The organism is Pseudomonas kairouanensis (assembly GCF_004682055.1).
In the GTDB taxonomy this organism is placed as follows: domain Bacteria; phylum Pseudomonadota; class Gammaproteobacteria; order Pseudomonadales; family Pseudomonadaceae; genus Aquipseudomonas; species Aquipseudomonas kairouanensis.
The window spans coordinates 69,196-86,815 of record NZ_QUZU01000028.1 but is presented as its reverse complement, the minus strand read 5'-3'; the positions used below and the strand labels follow the sequence as shown (position 1 = coordinate 86,815).

Sequence of the window (17,620 nt, the reverse complement as noted above, 5' to 3'; positions counted from 1 at the left end):
TGTTGATCTTCACTTGGCTCGATTACAGCGTCGCTGGCGCCCGTTCACACAGAGTATTGAGCGCCACCGCCCACTGCGGATCATCATTCAAGCACGGCACCAGCACCAACTCCTCGCCCCCCGCCTCGCGGAACTGCTCCAGCCCGCGATCCCCAATCTCCTCCAAGGTCTCGATACAATCGGCCACAAACGCCGGGCACATCACCAGCAGCTTTTTCACACCTTGCTGGGCCAACGCTTCCAGGCGCGCCTCGGTGTAGGGTTCGATCCACTTCGCCCGGCCCAGGCGCGATTGGAACGCCACCGACCATTTGCCCTCCGGCAAGCCCAAACGCTCGGCAAAGTCGCGGGCAACGCTGTAGCACTGCGCGCGGTAGCACGTCTTGAGCACTTCGGCCGATGCGTTCTTGCAGCAGTCAGCGTCCTTGAAACAATGCTGGCCGGTAGGGTCGAGCTTGGTCAGGTGACGCTCGGGCAAGCCGTGGAAACTCAGCAGCAAGTGATCGTAATCCTGCTCCACGTACTGCCGTGCACTGGTTACCAACGCGTCGAGGTACTCGGGCTGATCGTAGAAGGGTTGCAGGATCGAGAACTGCACATCGAGCTTTTTGTCGCGCACCACGCGGCGTGCTTCTTCAATCACGGTGGTCACGGTGCTGTCGGCAAACTGCGGGTACAACGGCGCCAGCGTGACCTTGCGAATACCTTGACCCGCGAGGCGCACCAGCACACTTTCAATGGACGGTTCGCCATAGCGCATCGCCAACTCCACCGGGCCGTGAGCCCACTGCGAAGTCATCTGTTGCTGCAGGCGGCGACTGAGCACCACCAGTGGCGAGCCTTCGTCCCACCAGATGGAGGCGTAGGCGTGAGCCGACTGCTCGGGGCGCTTGATGAGGATCAGCGACACCAACAAGCGCCGTACCGGCCACGGCAGGTCGATCACATAAGGGTCCATCAGAAACTGATTGAGGTAGCTGCGCACATCGGCTACCGAAGTGGACGCCGGTGAGCCCAGGTTGACCAGTAACAACGCGTGATCCGTCATGCAACATCCTATCTCTAGAGGCGGCTGGACAAGTCGTCCAGAGCCGCACGCAACTCAGTGAACTGAAAAGTGAAACCCGCGGCCAGCAAGCGCTCGGGCAGCGCCTTCTGCCCACCCAGCAACAGGCCGGACAATTCCCCCAGGCCCACCTTCAAAGCAAACGCCGGCATGGGCATGAACGCCGGGCGGTGCAGCACCTGGCCCAGGGTTTTGGCGAACTCGCGGTTACGTACCGGGTGCGGCGCGCAGGCATTATAAGGACCACTGGCGTCAGGCTTGTGCAGAAGAAAATCAATCAAGGCGATTTGGTCCTTGATATGCACCCACGGCATCCACTGCCGACCATTGCCGATAGGCCCGCCCAGCGCCAGTTTGAACGGCAGCAACAGCCGCGACAAAAAGCCGCCCTCGGCCGCCAGCACCAGGCCGGTTCGCACCAGCACCACGCGGATGCCCAAGGCTTCGGCGCGCTGGGCGGTTTCTTCCCAGGCGATACACAGTTGGCTGGGGAAGTCGTCCTGCACCGGGCCGCTGGCTTCGGTCAGTTCGCGCTCGCCGCCGTCGCCATACCAGCCCACGGCAGAGCCGGAAATCAGCACGGCAGGTTTGTGCTCCAGCCCTTCCAGCCAGGCCAGCAGGGTTTCGGTGAGGCTGATGCGGCTGCTCCACAACAAGGCCTTGCGCTTGTGGGTCCAGGGCCGATCGGCAATGGGCGCACCCGCAAGGTTAATGACCGCGTCAACCGGGCCGATAACCTGTTGTAGGCGGTCGACTCCCGACACCTGAGCACCGCATACCTTGGCGACCTGTTCCGGGCGGCGACTCCACACGGTCAGGCGATGGCCCTGGGCAAGCCAGTGTTGGCACAGTTGACGGCCGATCAACCCCGTACCGCCGGTCAGCAAAATATGCATGGCACGTTCCTCATGTAACGTTCGCCGCCGATCACTGGTCTATTTTATAGGCAGGGACAATTTTTGTTACGAGGCGTCACGTTGGTTTAGGTTTCAGCATTAACCATAGGTCACGCCTTAAGAACAGGTAAGCCAAAACTTATACCAAAAAACAATATTGTACAGCTATTGGTGTCAGCGTAGTCTGTGCACAACGGTAAAACGAGGCCCCCCATGACTGTTCCCATCGCGATCATCGGCACCGGCATCGCCGGTCTCTCCGCCGCCCGAGCGTTACGAGGCGCGGGGCACGTTGTACAACTCTTCGATAAAAGCCGCGGCAGTGGTGGCCGCATGTCCAGCAAGCGCAGCGATGCAGGCTCCCTGGACATGGGCGCGCAATACTTCACCGCCCGCGACCGGCGCTTCGTCAACGAAGTGCAACGCTGGCAAGGCAATGGTTGGGTCGAGCAGTGGAAGCCCCAGTTGTATAACTTCAAGTCCGGCCAACTCACGCCCTCCCCCGATGAGCAGATCCGCTGGGTCGGCACGCCGCGCATGAGCGCCATCACCCGCGCCCTGCTCGATGACCTGCCAGTAGTGTTCGGCTGCCGCATCACCGAAGTGTTCCAAGGCAAACAGCACTGGAACCTGCTGGACGCCGACGGCGAAAACCACGGCCCCTTCAGCCACGTCATCATCGCCACCCCGGCGCCCCAGGCCACCGCGCTGCTTGCCGCCGCGCCCAAGCTGGCCAGTGCCGCTGCCGGGGTGAAGATGGACCCGACCTGGGCCATTGCGCTGGCTTTCGACACCCCTTTGGATACACCCATGGAAGGCTGCTTCGTACAGGACAGCCCGCTGGACTGGCTGGCACGCAACCGCAGCAAACCGGGACGCGATACCACCCTCGACACCTGGGTCCTGCACGCCACCAGCGCCTGGAGCAAGGCCCATCTGGACCTGCCCAAAGAGGCCGTGATCGAACACCTGCACGGCGCGTTCGCCGAATTGCTGCACAGCGCCATGCCGGCGCCGTCGTTCAGCCTGGCGCACCGCTGGCTCTACGCACGGCCGTCCAGCAGCCATGAATTCGGTGTACTGGCCGACGCCGACCTGGGCCTGTACGTGTGCGGCGACTGGTGCCTGTCTGGCCGCGTGGAAGGCGCATGGCTCAGCGGCCAGGAAGCGGCGCGACGTCTGATCGAACACCTGCAATGAACCGCATCAACCCGTCCAAACTGCTGCTGTCGAAGTGGACAGCAGCCCGCCCTCGCAACAAGGAAAAGCACTTTCTGGTCACCGAACTGTTCCGTGACGACGAAGGCGTGGTGCTGGAAGTCGAGCTGCAAGCGGTGATGACCCGGCGCGCCGAACGCCTCGCGTGGCAAACCCTGCAAAATGCCGAGGACTGGAAAATCGGTTGGCAATAACCTCTGCGCAAAAACCTGTACAAATAATTTGACTTGTATAACCCCGCATCTATGATGAGATTTAATTGTACAAGCTTTAGATCTTGTACAGGAATCTTGCAGGGGTTCGAGCATGTCCAGCATCCGCAAACCGAAGATCGCCATCAGCGCCTGTCTGTTGGGCGAGAACGTGCGCTTCAACGGCGGACATAAACAGTCGCTGCTCTGCAGCCAGACCCTCGCCGATTATTTTGACTTTGTACCACTGTGCCCCGAAGTCGCCATCGGCCTGGGCATCCCCCGCGAACCGATCCGCCTGGTGGGCGACCCCGCCCACCCGCAAGCCGTCGGCACCGTGCACCGTGAACTCAATGTCACCCAGCCGCTGCACGACTATGGCCAACAAATGGCCACGGAACACACCGACCTGTGCGGCTACATCTTCATGCAGAAGTCACCCTCCTGCGGCCTGGAGCGGGTCAAGGTGTACCGCGACAACGGCACTCCGGTAGATGGCGGTGGGCGCGGTATTTATGCCCAGGCTTTTTGCGCCCGTCACCCCAACCTGCCGGTGGAAGAGGACGGTCGCCTGAATGACCCGGTGCTGCGGGAAAATTTCCTTACCCGCGTGTTTGTCTACGCCAGCTGGCAACACCTGCTGAGCGAAGGCCTGACCCGTCACCGCCTGCTGGCCTTTCACTCGCGCTACAAATACCTGCTGATGGCCCACAGCCCGGCGCATTACAAAAGCCTGGGTCACCTGCTGGGCACGATGGGCAAGAGCACCCACCTCGATGAACTGGCCACTTGTTACTTCAGCGACTTGATGACCGGCCTGACCAAATGCGCTACCCGTGGCACCCACACCAATGTGCTGCAACACATCAGCGGTTACCTCAAGCAGGCCATCAGTGCCGATGACAAACAGGAGATGCAGACCGTCATCGGCCAGTACCGCCACGGCATCGTGCCGCTGGTGGTGCCGTTGACCTTGCTCAAACACCACTTTCGCCAACACCCGGACCGCTACATCGCGCAGCAGGCCTACCTGCAACCGCACCCGGAAAACCTCAGCCTGCGTAACGCGATCTAACCCATGAAAGCAGCCCTGCAAGAAGACATCAGCCAAGCCCTTGAAGAGGGTTGGTTGCCGATCCGCGAAGTGGCGCGCCAGACCGGCGTCAACGCCGTGACCCTGCGCGCCTGGGAACGGCGCTACGGCTTGATCGTGCCCCAGCGTACGCCCAAGGGCCATCGGCTGTTCAACGCCGAACATGTTCAACGCATCCACACCATCCTCACCTGGCTCAACCGCGGCGTGCCGGTCAGCCAGGTCAAAGGCCTGATCGACTCCGCCCAACCGATGCCCGATGCCGTTGAAAATGAATGGCACACCTTGCGCCAAACCCTGATTCAGGCCATTGGCGAACTGGCCGAGCGCCGGGTCGACGATGCGTTCAACCAGGCCATGGCGCTCTACCCGCCGCGCACCCTGTGCGAGCAATTGCTGCTGCCGCTGTTTCAGGCGCTGGAACAACGCTGGCAGGGCCAGTTCGGCGCGCAGATGGAGCGGGTGTTTTTCCTGTCCTGGCTGCGCAGCAAATTCGGCGCGCGCATCTATCACAACAATCGCCAGTTGCAGGGGGCGCCGCTGTTGCTGGTCAATCAGTCCGACCTGCCCCTGGAGCCGCACCTGTGGCTCAGCGCCTGGCTGGCCAGCAGTGCCGACTGCCCGGTGGAAGTCTTTGACTGGCCGCTGCCCGCCAGCGAACTGGCCCTGGCGGTGGAGCGCCTGCAACCGCGCGGGGTGCTGCTGTATTCGAGCAAAGCCCTGCCTTTGCCAGCGCTGGGCAAATGGCTGGGCAACGTCGGCTGTCCAACCCTGATCGTCGGACCAACGGTCTGCATCCACCAGGCCGAGTTGGCCGTATTAACTTGCGACACCCCGCAATTGTTCGTGGCCCAAGACCCGTTATTGGCCCACCAGCTCCTGATCCAGCATGGAATCGTTTAAATGCATTTGATCTGGCTGCGCACCGACTTGCGCCTGCATGACAACACCGCCCTGGCCGCCGCGAGTCAGCGGGGCCCGATGGCGGCTGTCTACCTGATCACGCCCGAGCAGTGGCTGGCCCATGACGATGCGCCGTGCAAAGTGGATTTCTGGCTGCGCAACCTGCAGCACCTGAGCCAGGCGCTGGCCGACCTGAATATCCCGCTGCTGATCCGCACCGCCCCCACCTGGGACCAGGCGCCTGCCGTGTTGAGCCAGCTGTGCCGGGAACTGTCGGTCGAATCGGTGCACGTCAACGAGGAATACGGCATCCACGAAAGCCGCCGCGACGCGGCCGTGTCCAAGGCCCTGCAAGCCGATGGCGTGAGCATGCACAGCTACCTGGACCAACTGTTTTTCCAACCCGGTAGTGTGTTGACCAAGACCGGCACGTACTTCCAGGTGTTCAGCCAGTTCCGCAAGGTTTGCTATACGCGCCTGCACAGCAGCCTGCCGCGCTTGGTAGCAGCGCCCAAGGCCCAGGCGAAACTCGACCTTCAAAGCGATGCCATCCCGCACACCGTCGAGGGTTTCGCGCCGCCCGGCGACACCCTGCGGGCCCTCTGGCCGGCTGGTGAAGACGAAGCCCGCCGCCGCCTCGATGCCTTCGCCGACCAGCAGATCAGCTACTACAAAGACGAACGCGACTTCCCGGCCAAACCGGGCACCAGCCAGCTCTCGGCTTATCTTGCAGCAGGCGTGGTCTCGCCGCGCCAATGCCTGCATGCCGCGCTGCAAACCAACCAGGGTGAGTTCGAAAGTGGCGACATGGGCGCCATCACCTGGATCAACGAGTTGCTGTGGCGCGAGTTCTACAAACACATCCTGGTGGGCTACCCACGGGTATCGCGCCACCGCGCGTTCCGCCCCGAAACCGAAGCGGTGGCCTGGCGCGATGCCCCCAAAGACCTGGCCGCCTGGCAAGAGGCGCGTACCGGCCTGCCGATCATCGATGCGGCCATGCGCCAGTTGCTGGAGACCGGCTGGATGCACAACCGCCTGCGCATGGTGGTAGCGATGTTCCTCACCAAGAACCTGCTGATCGACTGGCGTGAAGGCGAGCGTTTCTTCATGCGTCACCTGATCGATGGCGACCTGGCCGCCAACAACGGCGGCTGGCAGTGGAGCTCATCCACCGGTACCGACTCGGCGCCGTACTTCCGGATTTTCAGCCCCTTGAGCCAGTCGGAAAAATTCGACGGCGAAGGCGTCTTTATCAAGCGCTGGCTGCCGGAATTGGCCGCACTGAACAAAAAGGAAGTGCACAACCCCGAAGCGGCCGGCGGCCTGTTCGGCGTGGCCGACTACCCGCGTGCGATCGTCGACCTGAAAAAATCCCGGGAACGCGCCCTCGCCGCCTTCCGCAGCCTACCCTCGCGGGAAGCCGCCGGAGGTGGCCATGAGTGACTTCCTGCGCCAGTTCGCCCAGACCTTCGCCACGCTGGACAAGCACAACCTGCACCTGCTCGACAGCCTGTACAGCCAGGACATCGCCTTTACCGACCCGCTGCATGAGGTCCACGGCCTGACCGACCTGCACCGCTACTTCGCCGAGTTGTACAGCAACGTCAGCCAGCTACGCTTCGATTTCCACGGTTTCGATCAAGTGGCGCAAGGCGAGGGTTACCTGCGCTGGAAGATGAGCTTTTGCCACCCGCGCCTGGCCAGCGCCAAGGTAATCCGGGTGGAAGGCTGCTCGCACTTGATGTGGCGCGACAAGGTGTACCGCCATCGCGACTATTTCGATGCCGGCGCCATGCTCTACGAACACCTGCCCGTCCTGGGCAGCGTCGTCGGCTGGCTGAAAAGGAGAGTGGGATGAACGCAGTGTCTCCCCGTCGTTACTGGCTGACTGGCGCCAGCAGTGGCATTGGCGCCGCACTGGCTATCGAGTTGCTCAACAGTGGCGCCCAGCTTGCCGTCAGCTCTCGCACCCGCGCGCCATTGGACACGTTGGCCGAACACTATCCAGGGCAGGTGCTGGTGGTGGCCGGTGATCTGACCAACAGCCAGACGGTGCGCGAGATCGGCGAACAGATCACCGCGGCCTGGGGTGCGCTGGACACGGTGATCCTCAACGCAGGCACCTGTGAATACGTAGACGCCCGGCAGTTTGATTCCTCGATTATCGAACACGTTGTCCGCACCAACCTGCTGGCCAGCAGCTATTGCATCGAGGCCGCGCTGCCGCTATTGCGCGCAGGGCGCACGCCGCACCTGGTGGGGGTCGCCAGCGCCGTGACTTATCTGCCAATGCCACGCGCCGAAGCCTATGGCGCGTCCAAGGCCGGCTTGCGCTACCTGTTCGAATCGCTGCGCATCAGCCTGTCGCCGGAAAATATCGACGTCACCGTGGTCAGCCCAGGCTTTGTCGACACGCCGTTGACCGAACGCAATGACTTCCCCATGCCCCTGAGCTGGCCGGCGGACAAAGCCGCCAAGCATATTTTTGCCAAGCTGGAAAAACGCCCGCTGGAGATTGCCTTCCCGGCGCTGTTTATCGCCACCCTATGGCCACTGTCGAAACTGCCCAACCGTGCGCAACTGATCATCGGCAAGCGCATGCTGCGCAGCCCGCCGCCGAAAAAGGACGACCTGTGAAGATCGCCATTATCGGCAGCGGCATCGCCGGGCTGACCAGCGCTTATCTGCTCAGCCGCCAGCATGAGATCACGCTGTTCGAAGCGGGCGACCGCATCGGCGGGCATACCCACACGGTCAATGTCACTGTCGAGGGAAAAAGCTATGCCGTGGACACCGGTTTTATCGTGTTCAACGATTGGACCTACCCCAACTTTATCCGCCTGCTGGGGCAGATCGGGGTGACGTTCAAACCCACCGAGATGAGTTTTTCGGTGTGCGACGAAAACACCGGCCTCGAATACAACGGCAACAACCTCAACAGCCTGTTTGCCCAACGGCGCAATCTCCTGTCGCCGGGGTTTTGGGGCATGTTGCGCGATATTTTGCGCTTCAACCGCCAAGCCCCGCTGGATTTGCACGAGCAGCGCATCAACGCCGAGATGACCCTGGGCGAGTACCTGCGCGCCGGCGGCTACGGCGAGCGGTTTATCCGGCATTACATCGTGCCGATGGGCGCGGCGATCTGGTCGATGTCGTTGGCGGACATGCTGGGCTTTCCGCTGCAGTTCTTTGTGCGCTTCTTCAAGAATCACGGCTTGCTTTCAGTGAGCAATCGCCCGCAGTGGTGTGTGATCGAGGGCGGTTCCAGCCGCTACATCGAACCGCTGACCCGCAGCTTTCGCGAGCAGATCCGCCTCAACTGCCCTGTGGATAAAGTCGAGCGCACCGACGACGGCGTGGTTATCCACAGCCCTGCCGGCATCGAACACTTTGACCGCGTGGTCTTCGCCTGCCACAGCGACCAGGCGCTGGCCTTGCTCGCCGACCCCAGCCAGGCCGAGCAAGAGATCCTGGGCGCCCTGCCCTATGCCGACAACGATGTGGTGCTGCACACCGACACCCGCCTGTTGCCCGACCGCAAACTGGCCTGGGCCAGCTGGAATTATCGGCTGAGCGGCAATGCCCAGGCCCAGGCTGCCGTCACCTACGACATGAACATCCTGCAGGGCATCGACAGCCCCACCACGTTTTGCGTGAGCCTCAACCAAACAGCGGCGATCAACCCGCTCAAAGTCCTGGCCCGCTACACCTACGCCCACCCGCAATACAGCCTGGCGGCGGTGGCAGCCCAACAACGCTGGGATGAGTTGTGCGGCACCCGCAACACCTTTTATTGCGGCGCCTACTGGGCCAACGGTTTTCACGAAGACGGCGTGGTCAGCGCCCTGCGCGTCGCCCAAGCCTTTGGGGAAAGCTTGTGAACAGCGCCCTGTACAGCGGCTGGATTGCCCATCGTCGGTTTGCGCCCAAGGCCCACGCCTTTCGCTACCGCATCGGCTTGCTGTACCTGGATTTAAGCGAAGAACACCAGGTGCTGGGGCTTTCGCCGCTGGCCGGGCGCAGCCGTTTCGCGCCCTTTGGTTTTCGCCAGCAGGATTACCTGCGTGAATTGACGTGCACCGGCATGAGCTTGAGCGATGCCGTGCGCCAGGAAGTCGGCAAGGCACTGGGGCGTACACCCCAGGGCGTTATCTGCCTACTGACCCAGGCCCGCAGTTGGGGCCTGGCTTTTAACCCTGTGAGTTTCTTCTACTGTTTCGAGGCCGACGGGCAACTGGTCGCGATCCTGTGTGAAGTGACCAACACCCCATGGCGCGAGCGCTATCACTACGTGCTGCCCGCCCAGGCGCTGGGCGCCGATGAGCACCAGCATTTCGCCGTGGCCAAGGCCTTCCATGTGTCGCCATTTTTGCCCCGCGACCTGGAATACCGCATGAGCTTCAGCCCACCCGCCGCCCGGCTGGGCGTGCACATGGCCGACTGGCAGGGTGCGTCGAAAGTTTTCGATGCCACCTTGAGCCTGCACCAGGAGCCCCTCGACCGTGCCAGCCTGCATCGCTACCTGTGGCGCTTCCCCTGGATGACCGCCAAGACCTGCCTGGCGATTTACTGGCAGGCCCTGCGCCTGTTGCTCAAACGCATACCGATTTTCCCCCACCGGGCCGCCGATGGCGTCTCCAGCACAGCAGTCGGGTACCCCAAGGATCGCCGCCATGAAAACCCCTAGCTTATCGGTCAAGGCCAACCGCCTGAACGTCAACGGCATGACCAGTGCACTGCTGCGCAAGGCCGTGCTGCGTCAACTCAGCCACCTGCGCCACGGCCAGCTGGTGGTGATCGAGGACGGTGAACGCCAAGTGTTCGGCGAGCGGGAAGCGCACTTGGTGGGGGAAATCCAGATCCTCGACCCGGCCGTATGGGGGCTGGTGGCGGCCAACGGTTCCATCGGTGCGGGCGAGGCATTCATCCACGGTTACTGGAGCAGCCCGGACCTGACCGCCGTGGTGCGCGTGATGGTCAGCAACCTGGCCGTGCTCGATGCCATGGAAGGCGGCCTGGCACGCCTTGCGCGTCCCCTCACTCAGGGTTTGCACTGGCTGAACCGCAATACGCGTAAAGGCTCGCAGAAAAACATTGCCGCCCATTACGACCTGGGCAACGACCTGTTCGAAGAATTCCTCGACCCCACCATGATGTATTCAGCGGCGCAGTTCCTCACGCCCGATGACAGCCTGGAGCAGGCCCAACTGAACAAACTGGAGCGTATCTGCCAAAAGCTTGCGCTCAAGCCCGACGACCACCTACTGGAAATCGGCACCGGCTGGGGCAGCATGGCGCTGTATGCCGCCCAGCATTACGGCTGCAAGGTCACCACCACGACCTTGTCCAGGGAACAGTTCGCCTATACCGAAAAACGTATCGCCGCGCAGGGGCTGGGTCATCGAGTGACGCTGCTGCTGCAGGATTACCGCGACCTGACCGGCCAGTACGACAAGCTGGTGTCCATCGAGATGATCGAAGCGGTGGGCCACCGCTTCCTGCCCACCTACTTCAAGCAATGTGCGCACCTGCTCAAGAGCGATGGCCTGATGTTGCTGCAAGCCATCACCATTCGCGACCAGCGCTATGAGCAGGCCACGCGCAACGTCGACTTTATCCAGCGCTACATCTTCCCCGGCGGCGCCCTGCCCTGTGTGCGAAAGATGCTGGAGATCGTCGGTCGCGACACCGACATGAACCTGATGCACATGGAAGACTTCGGCCTGCACTACGCACGCACCCTGCGCCTATGGCACGAGAACTTTCGCCGAGCCCACGGCCGTCTCGGGGAGTTGGGCTACGACGAGTACTTCCTGCGGCTGTGGGAGTTCTACCTGTGCTACTGCGAGGGTGGGTTTATGGAGCGCACCATCGGTACCGCACAATTGCTGCTGGCCAAGCCGGGGGCGATCAACCCGCCGTTGCTCGGACGTTTCAGTGCTTAAATTGCTGGCCAATGCCGCGCTGTTCCAGTGCGGTTGGTTTGCCTGTGTGCTCGCAGGCAATAGTGGGTGGCTGTTGGTGGGCGTGGCGGTGCTGGCCATCCACCTGTTGTGGATAAGCGCCTGGTCAAAAGAAGGGCAAGTGATCCTGGCGGTGACCTTGCTGGGAACCGTGGTCGACACCTCGTTGCGCGCCTTCGGCGTATTTCATTTCAATATGCCGGGCCCGCTGATTCCGTGGTGGCTGATCCTGCTGTGGGCCTTGCTGGCAACCACGTTGCGCCATTGCCTGGCCTGGAGCGCGCTGCCCTGGTGGCGCGCCAGCGCGTTGGGCGCAGTAGGTGGGCCGCTGTCGTATTACGCGGGCAGCCAGTTGGCCGGGGTAGGTTTCGGCTACGGCACAACCCCCACCCTGATCGGCCTGGCGGTGCTTTGGGCCATGTTGTTTCCCTTGCTGCACTGGATCGCCGATCAACTTGGGCACTGACGCCCGTCAGTGCATTCATACGTCCGCCCCCCGCTTGCCTTACACTGCGCGCCTATGACCAACATCCCCCACACCCAAATCGCCGAACCCGCCGTCACCTGCTCGACCTGCGCGGCCTGCTGCTGCCAGTTGGAAGTGATGCTGATCACCGACACCGGCGTGCCGGAACGCTATATCGACACCGACGATTGGGGCGGCGAAGTCATGCTGCGCCTGGACGACGGCTGGTGCGCGGCGCTGGACCGGGACACGATGATGTGCACGATCTACGAGCGACGGCCGTTGATTTGCCGGGAGTTCGAGATGGGCGCGCCGGAGTGCCTGGAGGAGCGGCAGGGTATTACCACTGCCTACCGCTGAGAATCAGGCCGTTGGAGATCCAAATGTGGGAGCGGGCTTGCTCGCTCCCACAGGGGATCTGCTGTGGTCTTTAGACCTACAGCGGCAAGGTGTAGTGCAGCGAGTAGCTCTCTACCCCGTCGTTATTACTGCTGATACCGGCATTGGAATAGTGCGTGGCACGAATCCCCACCTCATGCCCGCCGGCAAAGCGCAGGCCGAAACCCAGACGGTCTTCGAACTGAAAGGCCTGGCCGATATTGTTGTCTTCGACCTTGGTGCGCGAGAACACCGCCACACCGATCCCCGCTTCGATGTAGGGCTTGACCTTCTCCCCGGCGAATTCATACACAAATACGGGCGAGAACGACAGGCTGCTGACACTGGCGCGTTTGTCGCCATCCCAGTACGTGTAGGCGCCGCTCCAGTAACCGGTCAACCGACCGGTATCGCTCTGCCACCAGCTTTTGTCCCAGTCCGAAGTCAGCCCCAACCGATAGGTCATGGTCGAATCACTGGTGCTCCCCACACCCAATTCCAGGCCTGCGGCCTGCGCCGAAACCGAGTGTCCTACAACAACGGCCGCAATCGCAGCCAAACAGAACAAGCGCTTCATAAGAAACATCCTTTCCGAACGAAGTTATATGGTTTTGTACAGGCTAACTCGCTATAGAAGCTGGCGAATAGACGGAAGTTCCAGCTTTAAACACCGGTATTTCACGAATTTTTCACGCACCGAAGCTTCGCACAACGCCCGGATGTTTCCAAAGTGTCGGTAGGATATTTCTTAGGTGATACACATCGCCGCTGGTCCAGAACTGTGCCGGCTCAGGATTACCAGTGGCCAACAGGCCGCGCTCGCCCAATAAACGCTTGAGCTGGCGCGCCACGGCGGCGCCGGTGTCGATGAGAATAATGCTGGGGGGCAGCATCTGTGCCAGGAGCGGCTTGAGGAAGGGGTAATGGGTGCAGCCGAGGATAATGGTGTCGCACCCGGCGCTGAGCAGCGGTTCGACGTAGCCCTGCAGCATCTGGCGCAGGACCGCACTGTTAAGGTCGCCGGTTTCAATCAACTCCACCAGGCCTGGACAAGGCTGGGTGATGACCCGGACATCGGCGGCAAACCGATCGAGCAAGGCCGCAAACTTGGCGCTTTGCAGGGTGCCGGTAGTAGCGAGTACACCGACCACGCCGCTGCGAGTGGCAGCGGCAGCCGGCTTGACGGCGGGCTCCATGCCCACCAACGGCCACTGCGGGAAATCCTGGCGCAAATCGGCAACGGCTGCGACCGTCGCCGTGTTGCAGGCAATCACAAACGCCTTCGCGCCCTGCTCGCGGAAAAACCCGGCGACCTGTCGCGAACGCTCAAGAATAAAGGCCGGGCTTTTCTCGCCGTAAGGGATATGCCCGCAATCGGCCACATACAGCAGCGACTCGTGGGGCAGCAATTGCTGGATTTCTTCCAGCACCGACAAGCCGCCGACGCCGGAGTCGAACACACCGATGGGCGCGTCCTTAACCATGGGCAGTCCCGCACACACTGCAACCGGGGTCGCGTTTGACGCGCAACTCGCGAAAACGTGTGGTCAGCGCATCGATCAACAATAAGCGGCCCACCAGCGGCTCGCCGAAGCCGGCCAGCAGTTTCAGAGCTTCAAGGGCTTGCAGGCTGCCGACCAGGCCCACCAACGGGCCGACCACACCGGCTTCACTGCAGGTGAGCTCGGTGTCGCTGCCATGCCCGTATAAACAGTGGTAGCACGGGCTTTCGGCGCGACGCGGGTCGAACACCGAGAGCTGCCCTTCCAGGCGAATCGCCGCACCGCTGATCAACGGCTTGGCGGCAGCCACACAGGCGCCGTTGACGGCTTCGCGGGTGGAGAAGTTATCGCTGCAATCGAGCACCACATCCACGGCTTCGACCGCCGCCGCCAGGGAATCGGCATCCAGCGCGGTGCGATGGGCCACCAGCGTGATCTCGGGGTTGATTGCGGCGAGGCGGCGCAGGGCCGAATCGACCTTGGTCTGCCCGACGCTGTCGGTGTCATGGATGATCTGGCGTTGCAGGTTGGTCAGGTCAACGGTGTCGAAGTCCGCCAGGTGCAGTTCGCCCACCCCTGCCGCTGCCAGGTACAACGCTACCGGCGCGCCCAGGCCACCGAGGCCGATGATCAGCGCCCGAGCGTTTTTGAGGCGCAATTGGCCTTCGATGTCGACATGCTGCAACAGAATCTGTCGGCTATAGCGCAACAGCTCCTGATCGGTCAGCACGGCCGGCGCCCCAGGGTGATGCGTTCATGCCCGCCCAAATCAATGCGGCTGTGAACCTCTTCAAAACTTTCGCTCAGCAACAAGTCACGCACGGCCGGGGCCTGGTCGTAACCGTGTTCGAGCAACAGCCAGCCACCGGCGTTCAGGTGCGCGGGCGCGGCCTTGATGATCAGGCGCAAATCGTCCAAGCCATCGGGGCCCGCCACCAATGCACTGGCCGGTTCAAAACGCACGTCACCGGCTGCCAGGTGCGGGTCGTTGGCGGCGATGTAGGGCGGGTTGCTGATGATCAGGTCGTAGGTATGGCCTTGCAGGGCACTGAACCAGTGGCTGTTCAACACAGTGGCGTTAGTGAGGCGCAGGCGCTGGCGGTTGCGCTCGGCCAGTGCCACGGCTTCCAGCACCCGGTCTACCGCCGTGACGTTCCACAGCGGGCGTTCGCTGGCCAGGGCCAGTGCGATAGCGCCGCTGCCGGTGCCCAGGTCAAGGACCTGAGCGGGCGTGGCTGGCAACACTTCCAGGGCCGCCTCCACCAACAACTCGGTGTCCGGGCGCGGGATCAGCGTGTGGGGTGCGACTTCCAGGTCAAGCTTCCAGAAGCCCTGCTGGCCGAGGATATACGCCACTGGCTCACCGCCACGGCGGCGTTGCAGGTAGCCGGCAAATGTCAGGGCATCTTCGCTGCTGACGATTTTTTCGGGCCAGGTGTGCAGGTAGCTGCGGGACTTGCCCAAGGCCGCCGCCAACAGAAGCTCGGCATCCAGGCGCGCCGTAGGCGAGTCGGGCAGGTCGGCGGCGCGCAGCAGGCTGGCGATGATGGTCATTTATTCACCTATCGCTGCTAACTGGTCGGCCTGGTATTCAGCGAGCAACGGCTCGATCACCGCATCCACGCCACCGGCAAGGATCTCGTCAAGGGAATACAGGGTGAGGTTGATCCGGTGATCGGTCACCCGGCCCTGGGCAAAGTTGTAGGTGCGGATGCGCTCGGAGCGGTCGCCCGAACCCACCAGCAACTTGCGCTCGCTGGCAATCGCATTGGCGGCGGCGCTGGTTTGCTGGTCGTTGAGCTTGGCCGACAGCCAGGACATGGCCCGCGCCCGGTTCTTGTGCTGGGAGCGCTCTTCCTGGCACTCCACCACGATCCCCGACGGCAAGTGGGTGATGCGGATGGCGGAGTCGGTCTTGTTGACGTGCTGGCCGCCAGCCCCCGACGAGCGGTAGGTATCCACCCGCAGGTCGGCCGGGTTGATCTCGATGGCTTCCTGCTCGTCCGGCTCGGGCAATACAGCCACGGTGCAGGCGGAGGTGTGGATACGACCCTGGGATTCGGTCGCCGGAACGCGCTGCACGCGATGGGCGCCAGACTCGAATTTCAGCTTGCCGTAAACGTTGTCGCCTTCAACCCGGGCGATGACTTCTTTATAGCCGCCATGCTCGCCTTCGTTCTCCGACAAAATCTCCACCCGCCAGCCGCGACGCTCGGCGTAACGCGAATACATGCGGAACAGGTCGCCGGAGAAGATCGCCGCTTCGTCACCGCCGGTACCGGCGCGGATTTCGAGGAACACGTTGCGCCCGTCATTCGGGTCCTTGGGCAGCAACATGCGTTGCAGGTTGCCTTCCAACTCCACCAGTTTTTCCTTGGCCTCGCGGACTTCCTCCACGGCCATTTCACGCATGTCCGGGTCGCTGTCCTTGAGCAGCGCCTGGGCGCCTTCGAGGTCGGCCTGGGTTTTCAGCCATTGGGAGTAAGTGGCCACAATCGGCTCAACTTCCGCGTATTCCTTGGAATAGGTGCGGAACTTGGTTTGATCGGCAATGACTTCGCCATCACCGAGCAAGGCGGTCAGTTCTTCGAAACGGTCCTGGAGCACGTCCAGTTTATTGAGCAGTGACGCTTTCATTGCGGTTTTTTATCCGAAGAGCTGTCTGACGCGCCCTCACCGAGGGCAAAGAGTTCCTGGGCCATGGCCAGCGCATCGAGGCGGCCTTCGGCGGTAAGCTTTTTCAACTGAACGCTCGGTGCATGAAGCAACTTGTTGGTGAGGCCACGGGCCAGTTGCATCAACACCTCTTCGGCGCTGCTGCCGTTGGCCAGCAAACGCTGGGCCTTGATCAATTCCTCGTCGCGCAGGCGTTCGCCCTGCTGACGATACGCCTTGAGCACATCCACCGCGGCCAGCTCGCGCAGGCGCACCATGAAGTCTTCGGCGCCGGTGCTGACCATCTCTTCGGCCGCCTGGGCAGCGCCCTGGCGACTCTTGAGGTTCTCGGCGACCACTTCGTGCAGATCGTCGACGCTGTAGAGGTAAACGTCGTCCAACTCGCCGACTTCTGGCTCGATGTCCCGAGGAACGGCGATATCCACCATGAAGATCGGCTTGTGCTTGCGCAGCTTCAATGCGCTTTCCACCGCGCCCTTGCCCAGGATCGGCAACTGGCTGGCGGTGGAGCTGATGACGATATCGCTGCGCACCAATTCGGCAGGAATATCCGCCAGCAGCACAGCATGGGCGCCGAACTGTTCGGCAAGGATGCTCGCACGCTCCAGGGTACGGTTGGCCACCACGATACGCTTCACACCCAGGTCGTGCAGGTGGCGGGCGACCAGGGTGATGGTCTCGCCGGCGCCAATCAACAGCGCCTGGCTGCGCTGCAGGTCGCTGAAAATCTGTTTGGCCAGGCTGACAGCGGCAAATGCCACGGACACCGGGTTTTCGCCAATGGCAGTATCGGTACGTACCTGCTTGGCCGAATTGAACGTGGCCTGGAACAACCGCCCCAACAACGGGCCGACGGTACCGGCTTCACGCGCCACGGCGTAGGCGGACTTCATCTGCCCCAGGATCTGCGGTTCACCCAGCACCAGCGAATCGAGACCGGCCGCCACACGCATCATGTGACGAACTGCCGCATCTTCTTCGTGCACATATGCGCTGGCACGCAGGTCATCGAGGCTCAAATGGTGGTAATCGGCCAGCCAGCGCAGCACCACATCCGCCGAAAGATGCTCCTGCTCTATATAAAGCTCGCTGCGATTGCAGGTCGAGAGGATCGCAGCTTCGCGACTGTCGGTGAGCCGGCAGAGCTGCTGCAAGGCTTCAACCAACTGCTCAGGCGTAAACGCCACGCGCTCGCGCACGTCTACAGAGGCAGTCTTGTGGTTAATACCGAGTGCGAGGAAGGCCATTCAATATCGCTGATGATG

20 protein-coding genes are annotated in these 17,620 nt (G+C 62.2%); 12 read left to right on the top strand and 8 right to left on the bottom strand.

The window, feature by feature from the left end; genetic code table 11:
- Positions 1-22: 22 nt before the first annotated feature.
- The gene (gene hemH, locus DYL59_RS20670; RefSeq protein ID WP_135290821.1) at positions 23-1,048 is read right to left on the bottom strand and encodes a ferrochelatase; all 1,026 of its coding nucleotides are present in this window, start codon (positions 1,046-1,048) and stop codon (positions 23-25) included.
- 14 nt (positions 1,049-1,062) lie between these two features.
- On the bottom strand, positions 1,063-1,962 hold the full coding sequence (locus tag DYL59_RS20665; protein WP_135290820.1) for a TIGR01777 family oxidoreductase: 900 nt from the start codon (positions 1,960-1,962) through the stop codon (positions 1,063-1,065).
- 213 nt (positions 1,963-2,175) lie between these two features.
- Here DYL59_RS20665 and DYL59_RS20660 point away from each other — a divergent pair, with 213 nt between their 5' ends.
- The 12 genes from DYL59_RS20660 (at position 2,176) to DYL59_RS20605 (ending at position 12,159) form a co-directional block, all read left to right on the top strand.
- Positions 2,176-3,162, top strand: coding sequence for an NAD(P)/FAD-dependent oxidoreductase (locus DYL59_RS20660; protein ID WP_135290819.1), 987 nt, complete (start codon positions 2,176-2,178; stop codon positions 3,160-3,162).
- Entirely contained in the window at positions 3,159-3,374 is a 216-nt protein-coding gene (locus DYL59_RS20655) for a TIGR02450 family Trp-rich protein (protein WP_135290818.1), read from the top strand. The genes DYL59_RS20660 and DYL59_RS20655 overlap by 4 nt, the downstream gene beginning before the upstream one ends.
- Positions 3,375-3,486: 112 nt before the next feature.
- Positions 3,487-4,446, top strand: coding sequence for a YbgA family protein (locus DYL59_RS20650; RefSeq protein WP_135290817.1), 960 nt, complete (start codon positions 3,487-3,489; stop codon positions 4,444-4,446).
- A gap of 3 nt (positions 4,447-4,449) precedes the next feature.
- Positions 4,450-5,367: a MerR family transcriptional regulator gene (locus tag DYL59_RS20645; protein WP_135290816.1), complete on the top strand. Its 918-nt coding sequence runs from the start codon at positions 4,450-4,452 to the stop codon at positions 5,365-5,367.
- The gene (gene phrB, locus DYL59_RS20640) at positions 5,368-6,813 is read left to right on the top strand and encodes a deoxyribodipyrimidine photo-lyase (RefSeq protein WP_135290815.1); all 1,446 of its coding nucleotides are present in this window, start codon (positions 5,368-5,370) and stop codon (positions 6,811-6,813) included. It abuts the gene before it with no gap.
- The gene (locus DYL59_RS20635; protein ID WP_135290814.1) at positions 6,806-7,228 is read left to right on the top strand and encodes a nuclear transport factor 2 family protein; all 423 of its coding nucleotides are present in this window, start codon (positions 6,806-6,808) and stop codon (positions 7,226-7,228) included. Before phrB ends, DYL59_RS20635 begins: the two co-directional genes overlap by 8 nt.
- A complete protein-coding gene (locus DYL59_RS20630) occupies positions 7,225-8,007 on the top strand; it encodes an SDR family NAD(P)-dependent oxidoreductase (protein ID WP_135290813.1) in 783 nt (260 codons plus the stop codon). The genes DYL59_RS20635 and DYL59_RS20630 overlap by 4 nt, the downstream gene beginning before the upstream one ends.
- Complete coding sequence (locus tag DYL59_RS20625) at positions 8,004-9,251, top strand: NAD(P)/FAD-dependent oxidoreductase (RefSeq protein ID WP_135290812.1); 1,248 nt, start codon at positions 8,004-8,006, stop codon at positions 9,249-9,251. The genes DYL59_RS20630 and DYL59_RS20625 overlap by 4 nt, the downstream gene beginning before the upstream one ends.
- Positions 9,248-10,057: a DUF1365 domain-containing protein gene (locus DYL59_RS20620; protein WP_135290811.1), complete on the top strand. Its 810-nt coding sequence runs from the start codon at positions 9,248-9,250 to the stop codon at positions 10,055-10,057. The genes DYL59_RS20625 and DYL59_RS20620 overlap by 4 nt, the downstream gene beginning before the upstream one ends.
- Positions 10,044-11,315 (top strand): SAM-dependent methyltransferase, encoded by a 1,272-nt coding sequence (locus DYL59_RS20615; RefSeq protein ID WP_135290810.1) that lies wholly within the window; start codon positions 10,044-10,046, stop codon positions 11,313-11,315. Before DYL59_RS20620 ends, DYL59_RS20615 begins: the two co-directional genes overlap by 14 nt.
- Complete coding sequence (locus DYL59_RS20610; RefSeq protein ID WP_135290809.1) at positions 11,308-11,799, top strand: DUF2878 domain-containing protein; 492 nt, start codon at positions 11,308-11,310, stop codon at positions 11,797-11,799. The genes DYL59_RS20615 and DYL59_RS20610 overlap by 8 nt, the downstream gene beginning before the upstream one ends.
- Positions 11,800-11,853: 54 nt before the next feature.
- Entirely contained in the window at positions 11,854-12,159 is a 306-nt protein-coding gene (locus DYL59_RS20605) for a YkgJ family cysteine cluster protein (RefSeq protein WP_135290808.1), read from the top strand.
- Between the two features lie 76 nt (positions 12,160-12,235).
- On the opposite strand, the gene DYL59_RS20600 is transcribed toward DYL59_RS20605, so the two are convergent.
- From DYL59_RS20600 to hemA, 6 genes are all read right to left on the bottom strand, one after another.
- Complete coding sequence (locus tag DYL59_RS20600; protein WP_135290807.1) at positions 12,236-12,754, bottom strand: acyloxyacyl hydrolase; 519 nt, start codon at positions 12,752-12,754, stop codon at positions 12,236-12,238.
- A gap of 112 nt (positions 12,755-12,866) precedes the next feature.
- On the bottom strand, positions 12,867-13,661 hold the full coding sequence (gene murI, locus DYL59_RS20595) for a glutamate racemase (RefSeq protein WP_135290806.1): 795 nt from the start codon (positions 13,659-13,661) through the stop codon (positions 12,867-12,869).
- Positions 13,654-14,409, bottom strand: coding sequence for a molybdopterin-synthase adenylyltransferase MoeB (locus DYL59_RS20590; RefSeq protein WP_135290805.1), 756 nt, complete (start codon positions 14,407-14,409; stop codon positions 13,654-13,656). The genes murI and DYL59_RS20590 overlap by 8 nt, the downstream gene beginning before the upstream one ends.
- Positions 14,403-15,233: a peptide chain release factor N(5)-glutamine methyltransferase gene (gene prmC, locus DYL59_RS20585; RefSeq protein ID WP_135290804.1), complete on the bottom strand. Its 831-nt coding sequence runs from the start codon at positions 15,231-15,233 to the stop codon at positions 14,403-14,405. The genes DYL59_RS20590 and prmC overlap by 7 nt, the downstream gene beginning before the upstream one ends.
- The gene (gene prfA, locus DYL59_RS20580; RefSeq protein WP_135290803.1) at positions 15,234-16,316 is read right to left on the bottom strand and encodes a peptide chain release factor 1; all 1,083 of its coding nucleotides are present in this window, start codon (positions 16,314-16,316) and stop codon (positions 15,234-15,236) included.
- Positions 16,313-17,602 carry a glutamyl-tRNA reductase gene (gene hemA, locus DYL59_RS20575; RefSeq protein WP_135290802.1) on the bottom strand — a complete coding sequence of 430 codons (1,290 nt, stop codon included), beginning with the start codon at positions 17,600-17,602 and terminating at the stop codon, positions 16,313-16,315. The genes prfA and hemA overlap by 4 nt, the downstream gene beginning before the upstream one ends.
- Positions 17,603-17,620 lie beyond the last annotated feature (18 nt).